We start from the raw sequence: 18,940 nt of genomic DNA, 5'->3' as shown, positions 1-18,940 counted from the left end.
AACTACATTAGATACCTGTATAAACAGCAATAAAAAGATATCCTGCCATCAACTTCCTGCAGGAGTTCGTAGAAGTACTTGGTGATGTTCTGACTGCGCAATCCATAATAATCACACTGCTTGAGCGAAGTGAGTTTGCGATTATTATGGATGCATCTAGCAGGCAGGTTATCACCTAGAACTTCTGAACGACGAAGCCTGTTGATGACAGGATATCTTTAATATTGCGTAAAATACACGAGCTCTTCTATTATCTCTGCTTATTTCACTCGCATCCAGATAGCAGTGCAGCTACGAGAATACGCCCAGATTCCTACTCGCTCCGCGCGTTTGTTAGCAGCCATTCGCGCAAACTCGCTAACGCTCAGACAGAGCGCTCGGTGGCAGTAACTAGCACAGTCCTCGCGACGGAATCGGAGCTAGGTTCTGGATATCTGTTCTGCTATGTGAATGCTGAGAATTGGAACATTACAATTCGCCTTAACTTTATTGCCATATGTGGAATAATCCTTCTGATATCCATAGTATTTTTAAAAAGTATCCCCAACAATAATATGAATTTGTGAATTGTATGATCTATAACTTAATGTTTCACGTGAAACATTGAACAGCGGCGGCTCGATTCCTTTAACGAATCAGTTGCCATCCAGCCGTCGTGAACTGCCATAGATACCTGTATAAACAGCAATAAAAAGATATCCTGCCATCAACTTCCTGCAGGAGTTCACAGAAGTACTTGGTGATGTTCTGACTGCGTAATCCATAATAATCACACTGTTTGAGCGAAGCGAGTTTGTGATTATTATGGATGTATCTAGCAGACAGGTTATCACCTAGAACTTCCGAACGACGAAGCCCGTTGATGGCAGGATATCTTTAATATTGCGTAAAATACACGAGTCCTTCTATTATCTCTGCTTATTTCACTCGCATCCAGATAGCAGTGCAGCTACGAGAACACGCCCAGATTCCTACTCGTCCCGTGCGTTTGTTAGCAGCCATTCGCGCAAACTTGCTAACGCTCAGACAGAGCGCTCGGTGGCAGCAACTAGCGCAGTCCTCGTAACGGAATCAGTGCTGAGTTCTACGTATCAGTACTGATACTGGATGCACTGAGAATCACTATATCAGGTGCAATGATTCCACAAGATTACCGTGTGTAACCATTGCACCTGATGATCTAACTATTATCATACTATTTATATCCAGCTTACGCATTTATGCAAGGAACTTGATGATGGAAAGAACTATACTTGTACTACTACATGAGAATGTTTTACGTGAAACATCTGTAAAAGCAATACGAGTTATTATAAATATAACTATATAATTCCTGCGAATCTGGGAGTATAAAACCGTTTCCGTTTGGTGAATAATGAAAACATATGAATTATACTGCATTTCCTGGACAGCGGCGGTCATTATATATATCAGATGTGAGATGACTCCCACCTCTGCAGGTGGTGAGCAACAAAATTATATCAGTGGTGGGATTCAATCTCCCATCTGATATAGCCTCCGGCAGGATTGCAGAGATGCACAGAAGAATATGTCATGCATTGCATGACGTGCATCTCGCAGCAAGAATGCCGAGGGCATTCTTGAATCTATAATTATCACGGCATCCGCTGTTATCTACCTTAGATACCTGTATAAACAGCAATAAAAAGATATCCTGCCATCGACTTCCTGCAGGAGTTCGAAGAAGTACTTGGTGATGTTCTGTCTGCGTAATCCATAATAATCACATTGCCTGAGCGAAGCGAGTTTGTGATTATTATGGATGTATCTAGCAGGCAGGTTATCACCTAGAACTTCCGAACGACGAAGCCCGTTGATGGCAGGATATCTTTAATATTGCGTAAAATACACGAGTCCTCTAATTCCCTTGTAAAATATAAACAATAATTTTTCGAAAACTTTCTTGAATTTTAATGTTTCACGTGAAACATTTTGTGGAACAATACTATTAAAAGTGCTATAATAACAACAGTATGCTATACTTTCAAATAAACATGTATAGTCTTGATATTTGATATCCCGAAGGGAGGATGAATCTTGGGAAGAGTAATAGCAGTAGCAAACCAGAAGGGCGGCGTTGGTAAATCAACCACCGCAATTAATCTTTCTGCTTGTCTTGCTGAAAAAGGGAAGAAAGTACTTGCGATAGATATTGATCCACAGGGGAATACGACAAGTGGACTTGGAGTAGATAAAAATAATGTTGAGAATACATTATATGAATTACTTCTTGGCGAAGCAGAAGCAAAAGATACTATTGTTAAAGATGTAGTTGAGAACGTAGACCTGATTCCATCTAACGTGAATTTATCTGGCGCTGAGATTGAATTAATTGGTGTCGATGAAAAAGAATACATCATGAAGAAAATCATAGATAAGGTACGCAGAAAATATGATTATATTATTATGGACTGCCCGCCATCTTTAAATATGCTTACGATTAATGCTTTAACAGCGGCCAATTCCGTATTGGTGCCAATTCAGTGTGAGTATTATGCTTTGGAAGGATTATCTCAGTTAATACATACAATTGAACTTGTAAAGGAACGTCTGAATAAGAAACTCGTAATGGAAGGTGTCGTATTTACTATGTATGATGCAAGAACGAATCTTTCTTTACAGGTAGTTGAAAATGTTAAAGACAACCTTCAACAGAATATTTATAAAACGATTATTCCGAGAAATGTAAGACTGGCAGAGGCACCAAGCTACGGTCAGCCAATTACATTGTATGATACGAGATCGGCAGGTGCAGAGGCATATCGACTTCTTGCTGAAGAAGTAATTAACAGGGAGGGTGAATGATGGCTGGAAAGAAGTCAGGACTTGGAAGAGGTCTGGACGCATTGTTCCCGGAAAAAACAGTGCAGAGTAAACCTAAGACAGTGAAAACTGTAAAAGAAGAAAAAAAGGTTGCAGTAGATACTAAGAAATCCAGTCAGCAGGAAACCAGTAACGGCGAGAGAATGATGAAAATTTCCATGATCGAGCCAAACAGGGAACAGCCTCGTAAGAAATTTGATGAGGATGCTTTACAGGAATTATCAGAGTCCATTAAACAGTATGGAATTTTGCAACCATTGCTTGTGTCCGATAAGAAGGACTACTATGAAATCGTTGCAGGAGAAAGACGCTGGAGAGCTGCCAAGATGGCAGGACTTAAGGAAGTTCCGGTTGTTGTCAAAGAATTTTCAACACAGGAGATCGTAGAAATTTCTCTTATTGAAAATATACAGAGAGAAGATCTGAATCCGGTTGAAGAAGCAATGGCATATAAACGTCTGATTGATGAATTTCATTTAAAACAGGATGAGATAGCTGAACGTGTTTCAAAGAGCCGTACTGCAGTAACAAACTCGATGAGACTTTTGAAACTCGATTCCCGTGTACAGCAGATGATGGTAGATGAAATGATATCCGCCGGACATGCCAGAGCAATTCTTGCTATTTCCGATCCCGAGCAGCAATACAATGCAGCAATGAAAGTTTTTGATGAAAAGCTTAGCGTTCGTGAAACGGAAAAACTGGTAAAAAGTATTTTAACACCAACAAAGAAGAAGCCGGTTGTTTCAAATCCAACAGAAGATGCGATTTATGAGAGCCTTGAAGAAAAAATGAAAGGTATTACAGGAACCCGCGTATTTATTCACAGAAAGAAAAATAACAAAGGCAAAATAGAAATAGAGTATTATTCCAGAGATGATTTAGACAGAATTATTGATCTGTTTGAATCTATTGGTTAAAAGGGGTATGATATGAGTACGATTTTTGATAGTATAGGTATCGATCCTGGGATTATCATTATTGCTTTGCTGGCTATAGTTGTGATATTAATTGGAGTAATGATCAGTAATGGCATGCGTCTGACTCGTTTGGAACGAAAGTATAAGATGTTTATGAAGGGGAGCGATGCACAGTCCCTGGAAAAAACTTTTGTACGCAAATTTGCACAGATTGACAGACTGTATGAAGCAAAAGAAGATCATGAACATGCAATTAAAACACTGGAACAGCATTTTAAAGTTATTTTCAGCAAATATGGCGTAGAAAAATACGATGCATTTGATGATGTGGGTGGCAAACTCAGTTTTGCGCTGGCGTTGCTGGATAAAGATAATTCAGGTATCATTTTAAATGCAGTACACAGCAGAGACAATTGTTTCCTGTATCTGAAAGAAATTGTAAAAGGTGAATCTTATGTAATGCTCAGCCAGGAGGAAGTAGAAGCACTTCGAAAAGCTGTGAATTTTGAACTGGGTGAGATGAGTGAAGATGAAAAGAATTTAGAAAAATAAAGAAGACAGAAAAATAACTGTCAGGAGGAGAAAACATGTTAGACATCAAATTTGTGAGAGAAAATCCGGAAATCGTTAAACAGAATATCAGAAACAAATTCCAGGACAATAAACTGGAACTGGTTGATAAGGTTATTGAACTGGACAAAGAAAACAGAGAGATCAAACAGGAAGTTGAAGCTCTGAGAGCAGAAAGAAATAAAACTTCCAAACAGATCGGTGCGCTGATGGCACAGGGAAAACGTGATGAAGCAGAAGAAGTTAAGAAACAGGTTGCTGCATCCGGTGCACGTATTGATGAACTTTCTGCAAGAGAAAAAGAAGTAGAAGAAGAACTTCTTAAAAATATGATGGTTATCCCGAACATCATTGATCCGTCTGTACCGATTGGTAAAGACGACAGTGAAAATGTTGAAATTGAAAAATTCGGTGAACCAGTAGTTCCGGATTTTGAAGTTCCATATCATACAGATATTATGGAAAGCTTTGACGGAATTGATCTGGACAGTGCAAGACGTGTTGCAGGTAATGGTTTTTACTATCTGATGGGAGATATTGCAAGACTTCATTCTGCAGTTATTGCATATGCCCGTGACTTCATGATCAATAGAGGCTTTACTTATTGTGTACCGCCTTTCATGATCCGCAGCAATGTTGTAACAGGTGTTATGAGCTTCGCAGAAATGGATGCTATGATGTACAAGATCGAAGGCGAAGATCTGTATCTGATCGGTACCAGTGAGCATTCTATGATCGGTAAATTCATCGACCAGATCGTTCCGGAAGAAGAACTTCCAAAAACTCTGACAAGCTATTCTCCATGCTTCCGTAAAGAAAAAGGAGCTCATGGTCTGGAGGAGAGAGGTGTTTACCGTATCCATCAGTTCGAAAAGCAGGAAATGATCGTTGTCTGCAAACCAGAAGAGAGCCCGATGTGGTTTGATAAACTGTGGCAGAACACTGTAGATCTGTTCCGCTCCCTGGATATTCCGGTACGTACTCTGGAATGCTGCTCCGGTGACCTGGCAGACCTTAAAGTTAAATCTCTGGACGTAGAAGCATGGTCCCCAAGACAGAAGAAATACTTTGAAGTAGGAAGCTGCTCCAACCTGGGAGATGCGCAGGCACGTCGTCTGAGAATTCGTGTAAATGGTAAGGATGGTAAGAAATATCTTGCGCATACATTAAATAACACTGTAGTAGCACCTCCGAGAATGCTGATCGCGTTCCTGGAAAATAACCTGAATGCTGATGGATCTGTTAGTATTCCGGAAGCTCTGCAGCCATACATGGGCGGCATGAAGAGAATTGAGAAAAAGACCCGCGCATAAGGGCATGGAGGTGTACTTTTGCACAGCTTTTTAAAAGCAGTCGGTTTTTCTAAAGTGACCAAACGGGAAGAAATGAAAGAAATCATTCTGGATGTTATCAAAAATTACGATGAAAAAAACGTAGTGGAAGATCATCCAGATGGTGTCTTTGCTCAGTTTTCCCGGTTTTATGGAAATGACTGCGGTATTACTGTATGTGGTCAGTATGATGATGACAACAGATTTCATGTGGAATATTATTATCCTTTTTTTAGAGGAACTGGAATTACAACTCAGGAACAGGTAACAGTAGAAAGGCATGCGGATAAGGATGCCTTTTCTGCAGCCTGTGATGATCTGAGAATAGGAATCACGCTGATTTTTTATCTTCAAAATGTAGCTGAATATATGAAAGAAAGCAAAAAGCAGTTAACAGGTAATCAGCCGTTGACATTATCCGGACTTGCGGGGGAGGGTAAAATCCTTTTTCCAGTACTGAAGGATAAGGAAGCAGTCAAAGTTGAACAGGAAAGCAGTAAAAACCGAAGTTCAATGATCGCAGCTGCAAGAAATGGTGATGAAGAGGCTATGGAAAATCTTACCATGGAAGAAATGGACACGTATTCTATGATTTCTAACAGAATCGTTCATGAAGACATTTTGTCTATTGTAGATTCATATTTTATGCCATATGGAATTCAGTGTGACCAGTATAGTATTTTAGGTGAGATTATAGAATATCGTACTGTACAGAATAATATTACAGATGAAGAACTTGTTCAGATGACAGTTGAATGTAATAATATTCAATTTGATATCTGTATCAATCGAGCGGATCTGCTGGGAGATCCGGCAGTTGGCCGAAGGTTTAAAGGTACGATCTGGCTTCAGGGTCAGTTGCATTTTTAGAATAGAGGAAAATATACGTGCTGAAGAATATAGACTTTAATAAAAACAGGCAGAGATGGAAAAATTATTTCTGCCTATTTATTTCGTTTCTGTTTCTGATCTTTTTTTATGTAAACCGAACAACTATATTGGAAAATGATCCGGAATTCAGTTCGAAATTTAAAATAGCCAGCATTGTGCTGGGCTGGATAGTTGGCGTTGTTCTTATTTTTGTCAGACTGGATTTTGGAAAGAAGTGGAACAGAGTAATAAATATTCTGTATATCCTGTTTGCACCGTGCTACATTTTTTTTAATATGGAAATTGCTGTATTTAATGAAACATACAGCTTTAGAGAACAACATTTATCACTGTTATTATTTAACTTCCTGTTGATTGGTATTCTGGAACTTATATTTATAGTTATTACAAATCGGGTGCGTCTTGGAACTGATATTTGGGCGTTTATCTGTGTAATGTTTAATATAGTAAATTATTTTGTTTATGAGTTTCGAGGAACACCGGTCATGGCATCGGATATTGCAACCGTAGGTACTGCACTGGAAGTTGCAGACGGTTATAAGATACAATTTAATTTCTATACAACAGTTGCACTGGTAATGCTGTTTGATTTTATAATGCTTGGCCGCGTGATAAAATGTGAACCTGTTTTCAAAAAAGTTTCTCATCGTTTGTGTGGAATCGCTGTAATGGCTATTGTGAGTGTAACTGGTTTTTCACAGCTTGTTATGACAGACATGGTAAGCAACAGAGGATTGTATCTGAGTCTTTTTAATCCAATGAGAAGTTATCAGCAATATGGCAGTATCGCCTGTTTCACAAGAAGCATCAAGCTTTCTGTACCAGAGAAACCAAATGGATACAGTCTGAAAAAAGTAGAAGAGATTACTTCAAAATATACTTCTGATACCGTAGATCCAAATAAGAAACGACCAAATGTAATTGCTGTTATTAATGAGGCCTTTTCGGATCCGCAGGTTCTTGGAGATATTGAGACAAATGAAGATTACATGCCATTTATTCATGATCTGATGAAAAATGGAAACTGTGTGAGTGGAACAACTTATGCATCAATCGTAGGCGTTCAGACTGCAAATACGGAATATGAATTTCTGACAGGAAATTCTATGGCATTTCTTCCAAAAGGAACGGTTGCATTTCAGTTATATCTGAGGCATGCAATGCCATCGTTGGTAACTGAACTGAAGAGTGAAGGATACACAGGAAATTCAGCAACCCATCTTCAGAAGGCGAGAAACTATAACCGAGACAAGGCATATCCGCTGCTTGGATTTGATAAGTTTTATGATTATACAAATATGATAGTCCCGTTTGTAAAAATGAGAAATAATGCGACGGACCAGTGTACCTACGATAATATCACACATGATTATGAACAGCAGAGAAAATTGACAGATGCACCGTATTTCGGTTATACTATGACGATTCAGAACCATAGTTCTTATGATGTACCATTTGATAATTTCGATGATAAACGAATTGTAGTAGAGAATGCAGATGCACCGGATCTGGGATATTACCTTAGTCTTATCAAATATTCAGATGAGATGTTTGAAAATCTGATCAATTATTATAAAAATACAGATGAACCGACAGTAATCCTTCTGACAGGAGATCACCAGCCGAGAATTCATGATGAATCGATGGATTCTATCACAAATGGAGAGTGGCGTAACTGGAATGATGAGGAAATGATGCGGCGATATGAGGTTCCATTCCTTATCTGGGCTAATTATGACATTGATAAGAAGACTGTAGAGAAGACAAGTATGAATTATCTTCAGACCATCCTTATGGAGACGATAGATGGAGAACTGACCGGCTTCCAGAAGTTCCAGCAGGATCTACAGAAAGAGATTCCGGTACTGACCAGTAATGGATATTGGGGAGCAGATGGAAAATTCTACAGTGTGGATGATAAGAACTCACCATATTATGATCTGATTCAGGAATATGCAATGCTGCAGTATAATGATATGACGGATTATAAAAACCGGGTAGAAGATTTCTTTGAATTGAATCAATAACAGAATAATGAGAGTAAAAAGCAATCAGGATGTTAAGTCCTGGTTGCTTTTTTCTTGATCTGTGCCAACGATAAGGTGAGTTTTGTTATATTTTGTGACACGATATTTGCATAGATAACTTTTTCTATATGGTGTACTATAAGTAATAGCGAAACTATTAAGATGAGAAGTCAAGGGAGGAATTTTAACTATGGATCTTTCAACTTTAGTAAAAATGTCAAACACATACGGTAGCAATCCGGCTTACGTTCTGGCAGGTGGCGGCAATACTTCTGTCAAAGACGATACAACCCTGTATGTTAAAGGTTCCGGTACACAGCTTGCTACGATCAAAGCAGAAGAATTTGTCAAAATGGACAGAGCCCGTCTGAATGAGATTATGAAAACAGAATACCCTGCAGATGATGTGAAACGTGAATCTGCATATCTTGCGGATGTTATGGCAGCAGTAACCGATGATGACAAGACGAAACGCCCAAGTGTAGAGGCTTTGCTTCATAATTTATTTGCTTATACTTATGTATTGCATGTACATCCGACTCTTGTCAATGGTCTGACCTGCGGAAAGGGTGCGCAGACACTTTGTGAACAGCTTCTTGGCAAAGATGTACTCTGGATCGATATCTGCAAACCAGGATATACGCTGGCACGTATCTGCTATGAAAAAATGAATGCGTATAAAGCAGAATTTGGAAAAGATGTGCAGGTACTTCTACTTCAGAATCATGGAATTTTTGTTGCAGCAAATACTGTAGAAGAGATTGGTGTTTTATTTGATGGAGTTATCAGCAAATTAGAGAAACAGGTAAAAAGAACGGCTGACGTAAGTGATGCAGTTACACCTGAAAAAGAACAGACTGCAAAGAGACTTTCCGAGTTACTGGGACATGCTGTAGAAGTTGTTCCGGCTGCAGAAATGAATAATTTTGTGAAAGATAAAACAACTGCAGCACCGCTTTTGAAACCATTTACTCCGGATCACATTGTATACTGCGGACCATACCCATTATTTGTAGAAAATGTTGAACAGGCAAAAGATGTACTGGATGCATTTATGAAAGAGCATGACAAAGAACCAAGACTGATCCTGGTACAGGGCGTGGGCGCATTTATCATGGAAGATGACAAGGCAAAAGCTGCAAAAGCACAGCTTCTGGTAAAGGATGCGATCAAACTTGCTGTATATGCCGAAAGTTTTGGCGGTGCATTACAGATGACAGATGATATTACATATTTTATTACTCATTGGGAAGCGGAAGCATATCGTAGTAAGAAATAAAGATACAGGTGTATCCTTCATTCTTGAATTGTGGTAATATATTGTCTATAAAACAGCAGGAGGTAATATTTCATGGTAAAAATAATTTCAGACAGTACCTGCGACCTTTCGCCAGAGCTGGTGAACAGATATGATATTGATATTTTGCCGCTTCATATTCTTCTTGGCGAGAAGGAATATAAGGATGGCAAAAATATAACTCCGGATGAAATCTTTGCATGGTCAGATGCACATAAGACAACACCCAAAACTTCGGCGCCATCTCTGGCAGATGCGATAGAGATATTGAAACCTTATGTTGAAGAAAAAAGGGAAGTTATCTGTTTTTCAATATCATCAAGTATGTCAACTTCCGGAAATGTTATGCGTCTTGCTGCTGATGAGCTGGAAGCTTCCGATTTTGTGACGGTTATTGATTCTGCAAATCTTTCAACAGGTATTGGGCTTCAAGTCGTGGAGGCAGCAGTAATGGCACAGGCAGGAAAAAGTGCTGCAGAAATTACGGCTGCGCTAGAGGAATTGAAGCCAAAAGTACGTGCAAGCTTTGTGGTAGATACTTTGATGTATTTGTATCGTGGAGGTCGCTGTAATGCGGTTGCGGCTATGGCAGGAAGTGTATTGAAGCTGCATCCAAAGATCATAGTAGAAAACGGTGCAATGGATGCAGCTAAGAAGTATCGTGGCAAATTACATTCTGTAGTCATGTCTTATGTCAGAGATATGGAGGCAAATCTTAAAAATGCACGACCGGAGCGAGTATTTATTACACATTCCGGCTGTGACCGTAAGATTGTGGAAGATGTGCAGGCTTATCTGCAGAGCCTTGGAATTTTTCAGGAAATTCTTGAGACGCGCGCCGGTGGTGTGGTTTCAAGTCATTGTGGTCCGGGAACTCTGGGAGTACTGTTTATTGCGAAATAAGAAAAGCGGATAAACTTTACGAATAAAACAGAAAACTTAAAGCTATTTAAGACTTTTTAAGTAAGAAAGTTGCAGCAAAAACTCTGTCGTGGAATCATTCAGAAAATTTATAAATTATACTAAATAGACCCCGACGGTCTGGAAAAACCAGATCATCGAGGTCTTTTCAGTAATTTCCAGTGTTTCAGTTTATAGCCGTAATCCTTTAATATCTTTAATACGTGATAAGATTGTATTGCAGCTGCAGCTGATGACACCAGGCAGGGCGTCAATGACATTGTGCAGGAAGTGTTCCATTTCATCACTCGATGAGGCAACGGCATGTACATGCAGTTTGTCTCTTCCTGTGACGCGGTAAATCTGCGTGACTGTATCATTTTTATATAATATATCTGTCACCTGTGACAGGGAGTCTGGTTTTGTTTCAATTTCAAAATAGCATGATACAGCACCACTGATTTTTTGAGGGTTAATTATAGTTGTATATTCTTCAATTACCCCCTTTTTCTCCAATGCCTGAATCCGGGCTTTTACTGCCACCCTGGAAATACCGGTTTCTTTACCGATATCAGAGTAAGAGATACGTGCATTTTCTATAAGCAACTGGATAATCTTCTGATCCAGTTCATCTAAACCGTCCAGGTACATAAATACCCCTCCTGTAAAATAATATCCTGTAGATAGTAGTTTTCCTGGATATCATATCATTCATATTACCCAAAGTAAACGATGACTTGACTTATTAATTGTAACCACATATAATTGCTTCGTAACGTAACTTTATACTTACACTTCGTATATATAAAGTCTGATGAAGGGAAGGATAAGTGAAATTATGAAACTCGTGGAGGAATATAAGAATGTCAAAAGATGAATACCTGATCACAGATGTGCCTCTTAAAGCTTTGACGGTTTTTGCAATGCCAATGATTTTAGGCAGCTTTTTTCAGCAAATATATAATATGGCCGACTCCATCATCGTCGGTCAGTTTGTGGGTTCTTCCGCGCTTGCAGCTGTCGGTGCATGTGCAGCGTTGACTAATGTTTTCATTTGTGTGGCGCTGGGGGCCGGTGTCGGTGCAGGTGTACTTGTGAGCCGCTATTTTGGTGCCAGGGAGTATGGAAAAATGAAAACCATCGTGTCAACGTCTCTGCTTAGCTTTTTAGTTCTAAGCATAGTCCTTGGCGTTTTTGGCTTTTGCTTTTCTCGCTCGATGATGAGTACGCTACAAACTCCTGCCGATATACTGGATGACGCAGTGCTGTATTTGCGGGTCTATTTTGTGGGCTTTCCGTTTTTGTTTATGTATAACATTCTTTCAACGATGTTTAATTCTATAGGAGAATCAAAAATTCCACTGGGACTCCTGATATTTTCGTCAATCTTAAATATCTTTATGGATCTTTGGATGGTAGCCGGACTTGATCTCGGTGTGTTTGGTGCAGCGCTTGCAACCTTGATCGCACAGGGAATTTCTGCCGTGTTTTCACTTTTGATTTTTTTCCATCGGATGCGGCGATATAAAAGTTACTTTGACTGGTTTGACAGGCAGGAGTTACATTCCATGTTTCAGATTGCTGTGCCTTCAGTTCTTCAGCAGTCTACAGTATCTATCGGTATGATGATCGTACAGGCAGTTGTAAATCCTTTCGGTACACAGGCACTCGCGGGGTATGCGGCGACAATGCGGGTAGAGAATGTTTTTTCTCTGATTTTTGTATCTATCGGCAATGCGGTTTCGCCATATGTATCCCAGAATCTTGGCGCAAACAAACCCCAGCGTATCAAAAAAGGCTACCGCGCTGCATTAGTGCTGGATGTGTGTTTTGCAGTCATTGCCTTCATTGTGATTGAAACACTCCACACGCAAATTTCCTCGCTGTTTCTTGGTAAAGACGGAACAGACCTGGCCTACCAGGTATCTGGGGATTATATGAGATGGCTTGGCTATTTCTTCATCTTTATGGGAATCAAAATGGCAACTGATGGAGTCCTTCGTGGTCTTGGAATCATGCGCCCGTTCCTCATTGCAAATATGGTGAACCTGGCGATTCGTCTTTCCGTTGCTTTGATTTTTGCACCGCGTTTTGGCATTGCATTTGTCTGGCTTGCTGTACCAGCTGGATGGTTTGCGAACTTTTTAATATCCTATGTGGCGCTCAGAAGGTCATGGCCAACTGAGGAATAGATGTGCAAGAGATAAAAAAGATTTTCTAAAGCAGATGTAGAAGGCCAAAAACACCGGAATGAATGGACATATTGCCAAATCGCGGGATATAAATAAGCTGAGTGAGATTTTGAGGAAGATTTTTATATAATTCACATATGGGACAGTAAATAGCGCTTGCTATTTATTGTCTCTTTTATTATAATTTAATGTGCGTGACAAGGCTGTTATGTGTTATTATGTACAAAAATGGGAGAGAAAAAATGTGGCAGTTCATTCTAGGGAGTGCAGGATTTCTCCTGTATTTTATTTATGATATAAACAGCATTAAAAAGAAAAATACATTTTTCCAAAAATTTTTCGCATGGGGGACGGTTCTGGTGGCTTTATCACTCGTCATGGAGCTCTGGCTCTCGTGGGGGCAGTGCCAGCACAGAATCGGAAGAATAATTGGATTTGGAACAGGAGCCTTGTGTTTCCTTGCACTTCTTATATATACCTTGTTTTTTGCCCTTCCCTTTGAAGAAACTTATTGTGAAGAAAACAAATTACGTGCGGCATATACAGAGGGTGTGTACGGTCTGTGCCGTCATCCCGGAGTTTTATGGTTCGCAGGAGCATATCTTTGCATGTGGGGAATGTTTGGCGGATGGAGACAGGGAATCTATTTTCTGCTTATGATTTTTTGGAACTATCTGTATATCATTTTTCAGGATCTGTGGACTTTTCCACAGACATTTTTTAATTACAGGGAATATCAGAAAACAACCCCGTTTTTAATGCCGAATAGAGATAGCATAAAGAAATGCTTATATAGTATCAGAAAACAATGATCGATCTGGAGCGGACAGACTATGAATTTAGAAGAAAAATTAAAAAAACAACAGTATAAAGAAATATGGCAGCAGTACTGTGGATTCCTGGATCTGTCGATGAATGGATACATGAAGATTCAGCGTCGGTTGGTGGAGGAACAGGTTAAGCTGTGGAGCAACTGTGGTCTGGGACAGTCTATTCTGAAGGGAAAACATCCTCAAAATCTGGATGAATTCAGAAAAATGGTACCGCTGACAACCTACGATGATTACGCGGATATTCTGCTTGCCAAGCAGCCGGATATGCTTCCGGGAAATCCGGTCATCTGGATCCAGACAACCTGGGAAGGTGGAAAGCACCCGATCAAGGTGGCACCGTATACTCGAAGCATGCTGGACACCTATCGGAATAATGTTACAGCATGTCTGATCTTATCGACCAGCAAAGAAAAAGGATCTTTTGATGTAGCAGCTACAGACAAATTCCTGTATGCGCTGGCACCACTTCCTTTTGCAACAGGACTCTTTCCGTTGGCTCTGGGCGAGGAGATTGGAATCGAATTCCTGCCCGCAGTAAAAGAGGCCGTAAATATGAGTTTCAGCGAAAGAAACAAATTAGGATTTAAGATGGCGATGAAGAAAGATCTTGGCTTTTTCTTTGGACTTGGAAGCGTAGCTTATGCAGTAAGCTTGAGTCTTTCTTCGCTGACAAACGGCGGTGGAGGCGGCGGAGTAAAACTGTCAAGCCTCATGCAATGCAAGCCACATATGATATTACGTCTGCTGCAGGCAAAGCGTCGCTGCAAAAAAGAAAACCGCGCAATGCTTCCAAAAGATCTTTTCCATCTAAAAGGATTCATGGTAGCCGGCACAGATAACCTCTGCTACAAAGACGACCTCGAAGAACTCTGGGGAATCCGTCCGATGGAATTATTTGCCGGTACAGAACCATCCATTATGGGAACAGAGACCTGGACAAGAAAAGGAATGTATTTCTTTCCGGATACAGCGTTTTATGAATTTATCACCGAGAAGGATATGATGCGAAATTACGAAGATCCTTCTTACATCCCGCCGACTTATCTGATGGATGAAGTTCGGCCGGGAGAAAAATACGAACTCGTATTTACTATTCTCAAAGGTGGCGCGTTTGCCCGCTACCGCTGTGGTGATATGTATCGCTGCGTCGGTCTGGAGAACCGTGAAGATGAGACAAGGATCCCGCGCTTTGAATATGTGGACCGAGTGCCGTGGATTATCGATATTGCAGGATTTACAAGGATTTCGGAAAACGGAATCCGCAGCGTGATCGCTCTTTCAAAGCTGCCGATCATAAACTGGGTTGCAACAAAAGAATATAATGAACAGAATCGTCCATATCTGCATATGTATGTGGAACTGGAACGTGATGCACTGCTCAATACTGCGATGAGCACAAATATTTTGAAAGATCTTTTGAGTACATATTTCAAATATATTGATCAGGATTACAGGGATTTGAAAAAGATTCTTGGAATGGATCCTCTGCAGGTGACGATCTTTACTTGTGGGACATTTGAAGCCTATGAGAAAAAGACCGGTAAGAAGATACATCAGATGAGTCCTTCACATTATGAATTGAAGGAACTGCTTGATATACAGGAAAGTATGAACAGAGTGAGATAAGATTTAAATAAGAATGAAAACGAGAGTGGAGTAAGGGGAGTTTATGGGAACCTACGGATATATATCAATCATAGCCATGCTGTGTTATGGATTTATGCTGTTGATGTTTTTGACAGCAAAGAGAAATAAAATAATAAACAGTTTCCTGGTGGTGCTGACGGGCCTGCTATTCTGGACTGGAGGTTCTGCTTTTATGCGAGCACAGCTTTGGCCTGGATGTGAATTCTGGTATCAGGTTTCCCTGTTGGGAATTTTGCTGCTGCCATATGCGTACTACCGTTTTATACTCGCCTTTGGCGGTGAAAAGAGCGGTATTGCGGGAAGAATATACTTTGTGGTCATGCTGACCTGCTTCTGGCTGAATGCACAATTTGGAGTTTTCCTTGAAGCTCCCAAAATGGTAGAAAAAAACGGAGCTGCAGCTTTTGTATATGAGATTAAGCCTGCGATCATCGTATTTTTTATACCATCGGCAATTTTCTTGATCCATCTTCTTACAGTCATTGTACGGATCTGTAAAAACAATCCTACTATGAAAGTCCAGTATGAACCGGTTATGCTGGGAGTCCTTGCATTGTTCTTAGGAAATGCATTTCTTGGAATTCCGTTCTTCAGCGGATTTCCGATTGATATCTTAAGTGGTGTAGTAAATGTATTTTTACTGTTCTACGCACTGATCCGAAGACGCTTGTTCCGCCTGCAGATGCTAGCATCCCCTTCCCTGTGTTATGGTGTTGGATTCCTGTTTTCCATTCTTGTTTTCTTAAATATTGTTCCATCCCTGCAAAATCTATTTCATATGCGGCCGGATAAGAACACCCGGATTTACACTCTTGTTTTTTCAATCGTCTTTCTGATCATTTATGCACTCTTTACTTATCTGTGGAAGCTTTTGATCCGCTGCGTGTTTGTCAGAGAAGAAAACCATCAGGCTGAGAAGATCAGAGAATTTAATTCAGCAATCTCCAAAACTCTGGATCTTCAGGAAATCCTGGATAAAACGATCCATGTTATGAAAGATTTGATGGATGTTGGAAATATCTATATCTGTATGCAGAACGCACCTGGCGAACCATATCGTGGGGTTGCAAGTGACCAGCCTTTAAGTGATCTGGCGTTTGCCTTTGAAGAAGAAAATCCAATGGTCCAGTGGCTGAAAGACCACGAAGAACCGATTATTTACCGTGATTTCCGCTACTCTGTAGAGTACAAGTCCATGTGGGAAGAGGAAAAACATCAGCTGAATAAAAACCATACACGTTACTGTGCCGGATTAAAAGATGGTGATAATCTGGCGGGAGTGATTCTGATCACATCATCTTCTTCAAAAAAGAGACTGGCATACGATGAAGTAGAAATAATCTCAAACATCACATCAGTGGCATCTATTGCTATCAAAAATGCAAAGCTGTATGAGAATGCCCGTCTTGAGGCAAGAACCGATGAACTGACTGGATTATTAAATCGAAAATATTTCTATGAAGTTCTCAATGAAGAGTTCGAGAAAAACAAAGACGCTTCGCTGGCACTGGCCATTATCAATGTAGATGATTTTAAATTATACAATCAGTTGTATGGTATAAAAGAAGGCGATATGTGTCTGCAGCGCGTCGCAGACATCATCAACAGCAGTGTGGGAGAAAGCGGATATACTGCTCGCTATGGCGCGAAAGAATTTGCTGTTCTGCTTCCAGGCTACGACCTTTTCTCTGCCAGAAATCTGGTGGAATCCATTGCAAAACAGATATATGTTATGAATAACCGCAGAACCGACATGAAGCTCAAGCCGATCACAGTCAGTGCGGGAATCAGTGCAGCACCGTATGCGGCAAAGAATGTCAAAGAACTGCTGGAAAATGTTGATCTTGCGGTGTACCACGTAAAACACAGCGGGAAGAATGGAATTCAGGTCTTTGATACCATGTTCCGCAACAATAATAAAGATGCTCACGCAAAAACACATGCACATATTTACAAAGAATATGAATCAACCATCTACGCATTGACCGCAGCTATTGATGCAAAAGATCATTATACCTTCAGCCATTCCACAAATGTTGCCTATTATGCAACAGCACTTGCAAGAACACTTGGAATGAACGAAGATATGATAGAGATCATCCATCAGGCAGCACTTTTGCATGACGTCGGTAAAATTGGTATTCCGGAAAGTGTATTAAATAAGGCCGGATCATTGACAGATGAAGAATACGAGATGATCAAAGGCCATGTAGAAGCTTCCATCGACATTATCCGACATCTTCCGTCACTGGATTATGTTATCCCGGCGGTCATCGGTCATCATGAACGCTATGACGGGAAAGGATATCCGCGCCGTATTGCAGGCGAAGATATACCGCTGACGGCACGTATCCTGTGTGTGGCAGATTCATTCGATGCCATGACATCCATACGATGCTATAAGAAAGCCTTCCCTGTAAAAGTAGCTCGGGAGAAGCTGATTCAGGATGCAGGCAAACAATTTGATCCAGAGCTTGTTCGCAAGTTTGTAGAATGCCTGGATAACGGAACGATCAATCTTGTAAAAGCAGAAGAGGCATGACAACAGGGAGAAACCGACTGATGCAGATCATCGCAGGACAGATCAAAGATTTCTTCGAAGATATGCTCGGCGGAACTCACAAAGATTCTTTTGATTATCAGTTCAATACCATCCACGATTACAGTCTTATGGGAGGTCTTGATGGACTGATCATCAATTATGGAACTCTGGGACTGCAGTTAAAAAATGAGACTGCTGAGAAATTTGCCCGCAAATTCAATTCCATTCCTACCGTTTTCTCCTGGATGAACCAATCGTATATCATCAGAATGAGAAATGGATTTGTCCGCAAAATCTGCGACTTGCTGCCTATTACCGGAATGAAGAAGTGGATGCATTTCATTTCTATGACCGCCAGCCTGTAACAGACCAAAAAGGTATCTGTCAGTTGATGAGCGATAAGGATCTTTATGAAGCCAAGAAGCATCGACGAAAATCCGTTCGCAGACCTGAATCTTAATTTATTACAAAGAGAAGTCCACGACCTTCATTTGTCATGGACTTCTCTCCAGTTATCCAGGACTTCTTTCTCGTTACCCAGGAATTAAGGTCTTGTTTTTTAAAGAAATATATAGTACAATTTCTGGTATGTCCTGTTAGTTTAATGGATAGAACAAGTGCCTCCTAAGAGAAAGCCGAGGCATTCCCCAAAGGGAAAAAATGAAAAACAACTTTCAGTTCGAATCTATTCTGAAAAATGCTAAGGGTGACAACAAAGCATTCCCCAAATTGGGGAACGTTCTAATGTTACCAAATCAAAAAAATCTGTAGATTGACAACTCGAAAAAGAGTTGATAATCTTATATATGGCCGAAGGGAAAAATCCCAGAAACCCAGTAAAATCAAGGGTTTGCGGCATGTGTCGTCATAGCTCAGCTGGATAGAGCACTCGCCTCCTAAGAGAAAGCCGAGGCATTCCCCAAAGGGAAAAAATGAAAAACAACTT

At 40.3% G+C, this 18,940-nt stretch carries 13 protein-coding genes; 12 read left to right on the top strand and 1 reads right to left on the bottom strand.

Annotation, left to right across the window (positions count from 1 at the left end; translation table 11 throughout):
- Window positions 1–2,058: 2,058 nt before the first annotated feature.
- The 8 genes from LI112_RS16455 to LI112_RS16420 all read left to right on the top strand — a co-directional run bounded on the left by LI112_RS16455 (window position 2,059) and on the right by LI112_RS16420 (window position 10,783).
- Complete coding sequence (locus LI112_RS16455) at window positions 2,059–2,826, top strand: ParA family protein (RefSeq protein ID WP_022388916.1); 768 nt, start codon at window positions 2,059–2,061, stop codon at window positions 2,824–2,826.
- A complete protein-coding gene (locus tag LI112_RS16450) occupies window positions 2,826–3,764 on the top strand; it encodes a ParB/RepB/Spo0J family partition protein (RefSeq protein WP_044925326.1) in 939 nt (312 codons plus the stop codon). The genes LI112_RS16455 and LI112_RS16450 overlap by 1 nt, the downstream gene beginning before the upstream one ends.
- Window positions 3,765–3,776: 12 nt before the next feature.
- Window positions 3,777–4,316 (top strand): DUF4446 family protein, encoded by a 540-nt coding sequence (locus LI112_RS16445; protein ID WP_005423802.1) that lies wholly within the window; start codon window positions 3,777–3,779, stop codon window positions 4,314–4,316.
- 35 nt (window positions 4,317–4,351) lie between these two features.
- A complete protein-coding gene (serS, locus tag LI112_RS16440) occupies window positions 4,352–5,647 on the top strand; it encodes a serine--tRNA ligase (protein WP_005423801.1) in 1,296 nt (431 codons plus the stop codon).
- Between the two features lie 18 nt (window positions 5,648–5,665).
- Window positions 5,666–6,535, top strand: a complete 870-nt coding sequence (locus LI112_RS16435; RefSeq protein WP_044925323.1) for a DUF3881 family protein — start codon at window positions 5,666–5,668, stop codon at window positions 6,533–6,535.
- A gap of 17 nt (window positions 6,536–6,552) precedes the next feature.
- A complete protein-coding gene (locus LI112_RS16430) occupies window positions 6,553–8,583 on the top strand; it encodes an LTA synthase family protein (RefSeq protein WP_227191106.1) in 2,031 nt (676 codons plus the stop codon).
- A gap of 190 nt (window positions 8,584–8,773) precedes the next feature.
- Window positions 8,774–9,862: a class II aldolase/adducin family protein gene (locus LI112_RS16425; RefSeq protein WP_005423798.1), complete on the top strand. Its 1,089-nt coding sequence runs from the start codon at window positions 8,774–8,776 to the stop codon at window positions 9,860–9,862.
- Window positions 9,863–9,934: 72 nt separating this feature from the next.
- A complete protein-coding gene (locus LI112_RS16420; RefSeq protein WP_022388911.1) occupies window positions 9,935–10,783 on the top strand; it encodes a DegV family protein in 849 nt (282 codons plus the stop codon).
- A gap of 189 nt (window positions 10,784–10,972) precedes the next feature.
- Here the strand turns inward: LI112_RS16420 and LI112_RS16415 are convergent, their stop codons facing one another.
- Window positions 10,973–11,431 carry an Lrp/AsnC family transcriptional regulator gene (locus LI112_RS16415; RefSeq protein ID WP_022388910.1) on the bottom strand — a complete coding sequence of 153 codons (459 nt, stop codon included), beginning with the start codon at window positions 11,429–11,431 and terminating at the stop codon, window positions 10,973–10,975.
- Between the two features lie 212 nt (window positions 11,432–11,643).
- Between LI112_RS16415 and LI112_RS16410 the strand changes: the two genes are divergently transcribed.
- The 4 genes from LI112_RS16410 (at window position 11,644) to LI112_RS16395 (ending at window position 18,359) form a co-directional block, all read left to right on the top strand.
- A complete protein-coding gene (locus LI112_RS16410) occupies window positions 11,644–12,972 on the top strand; it encodes an MATE family efflux transporter (RefSeq protein ID WP_227191105.1) in 1,329 nt (442 codons plus the stop codon).
- Between the two features lie 833 nt (window positions 12,973–13,805).
- Entirely contained in the window at window positions 13,806–15,431 is a 1,626-nt protein-coding gene (locus LI112_RS16405; RefSeq protein WP_227191104.1) for a GH3 auxin-responsive promoter family protein, read from the top strand.
- A gap of 43 nt (window positions 15,432–15,474) precedes the next feature.
- Window positions 15,475–17,994 carry an HD domain-containing phosphohydrolase gene (locus tag LI112_RS16400; protein WP_227191103.1) on the top strand — a complete coding sequence of 840 codons (2,520 nt, stop codon included), beginning with the start codon at window positions 15,475–15,477 and terminating at the stop codon, window positions 17,992–17,994.
- A complete protein-coding gene (locus LI112_RS16395) occupies window positions 17,991–18,359 on the top strand; it encodes a hypothetical protein (RefSeq protein ID WP_173909146.1) in 369 nt (122 codons plus the stop codon). Before LI112_RS16400 ends, LI112_RS16395 begins: the two co-directional genes overlap by 4 nt.
- The last annotated feature ends 581 nt before the right edge of the window (window positions 18,360–18,940 follow it).

The sequence above is a fragment of the Blautia sp. 210820-DFI.6.14 genome (assembly GCF_020558815.1).
In the GTDB taxonomy this organism is placed as follows: Bacteria; Bacillota; Clostridia; order Lachnospirales; family Lachnospiraceae; genus Blautia_A; species Blautia_A obeum.
Note: the sequence above shows the minus strand (reverse complement) of the source record. Positions and strands in the feature narration are given on the sequence as shown.

Excerpts from the sequence above, each read along its gene's own strand:
- LI112_RS16415 (WP_022388910.1), bottom strand. The coding sequence starts at position 11,431 with ATGTACCTGGACGGTTTAGATGAACTGGATCAGAAGATTATCCAGTTG.
- LI112_RS16445 (WP_005423802.1), top strand. The coding sequence starts at position 3,777 with ATGAGTACGATTTTTGATAGTATAGGTATCGATCCTGGGATTATCATT.
- LI112_RS16425 (WP_005423798.1), top strand. The coding sequence starts at position 8,774 with ATGGATCTTTCAACTTTAGTAAAAATGTCAAACACATACGGTAGCAAT.
- LI112_RS16405 (WP_227191104.1), top strand. The coding sequence starts at position 13,806 with ATGAATTTAGAAGAAAAATTAAAAAAACAACAGTATAAAGAAATATGG.
- LI112_RS16410 (WP_227191105.1), top strand. The coding sequence starts at position 11,644 with ATGTCAAAAGATGAATACCTGATCACAGATGTGCCTCTTAAAGCTTTG.
- LI112_RS16400 (WP_227191103.1), top strand. The coding sequence starts at position 15,475 with ATGGGAACCTACGGATATATATCAATCATAGCCATGCTGTGTTATGGA.
- LI112_RS16395 (WP_173909146.1), top strand. The coding sequence starts at position 17,991 with ATGACAACAGGGAGAAACCGACTGATGCAGATCATCGCAGGACAGATC.
- LI112_RS16420 (WP_022388911.1), top strand. The coding sequence starts at position 9,935 with ATGGTAAAAATAATTTCAGACAGTACCTGCGACCTTTCGCCAGAGCTG.
- LI112_RS16450 (WP_044925326.1), top strand. The coding sequence starts at position 2,826 with ATGGCTGGAAAGAAGTCAGGACTTGGAAGAGGTCTGGACGCATTGTTC.
- serS (WP_005423801.1), top strand. The coding sequence starts at position 4,352 with ATGTTAGACATCAAATTTGTGAGAGAAAATCCGGAAATCGTTAAACAG.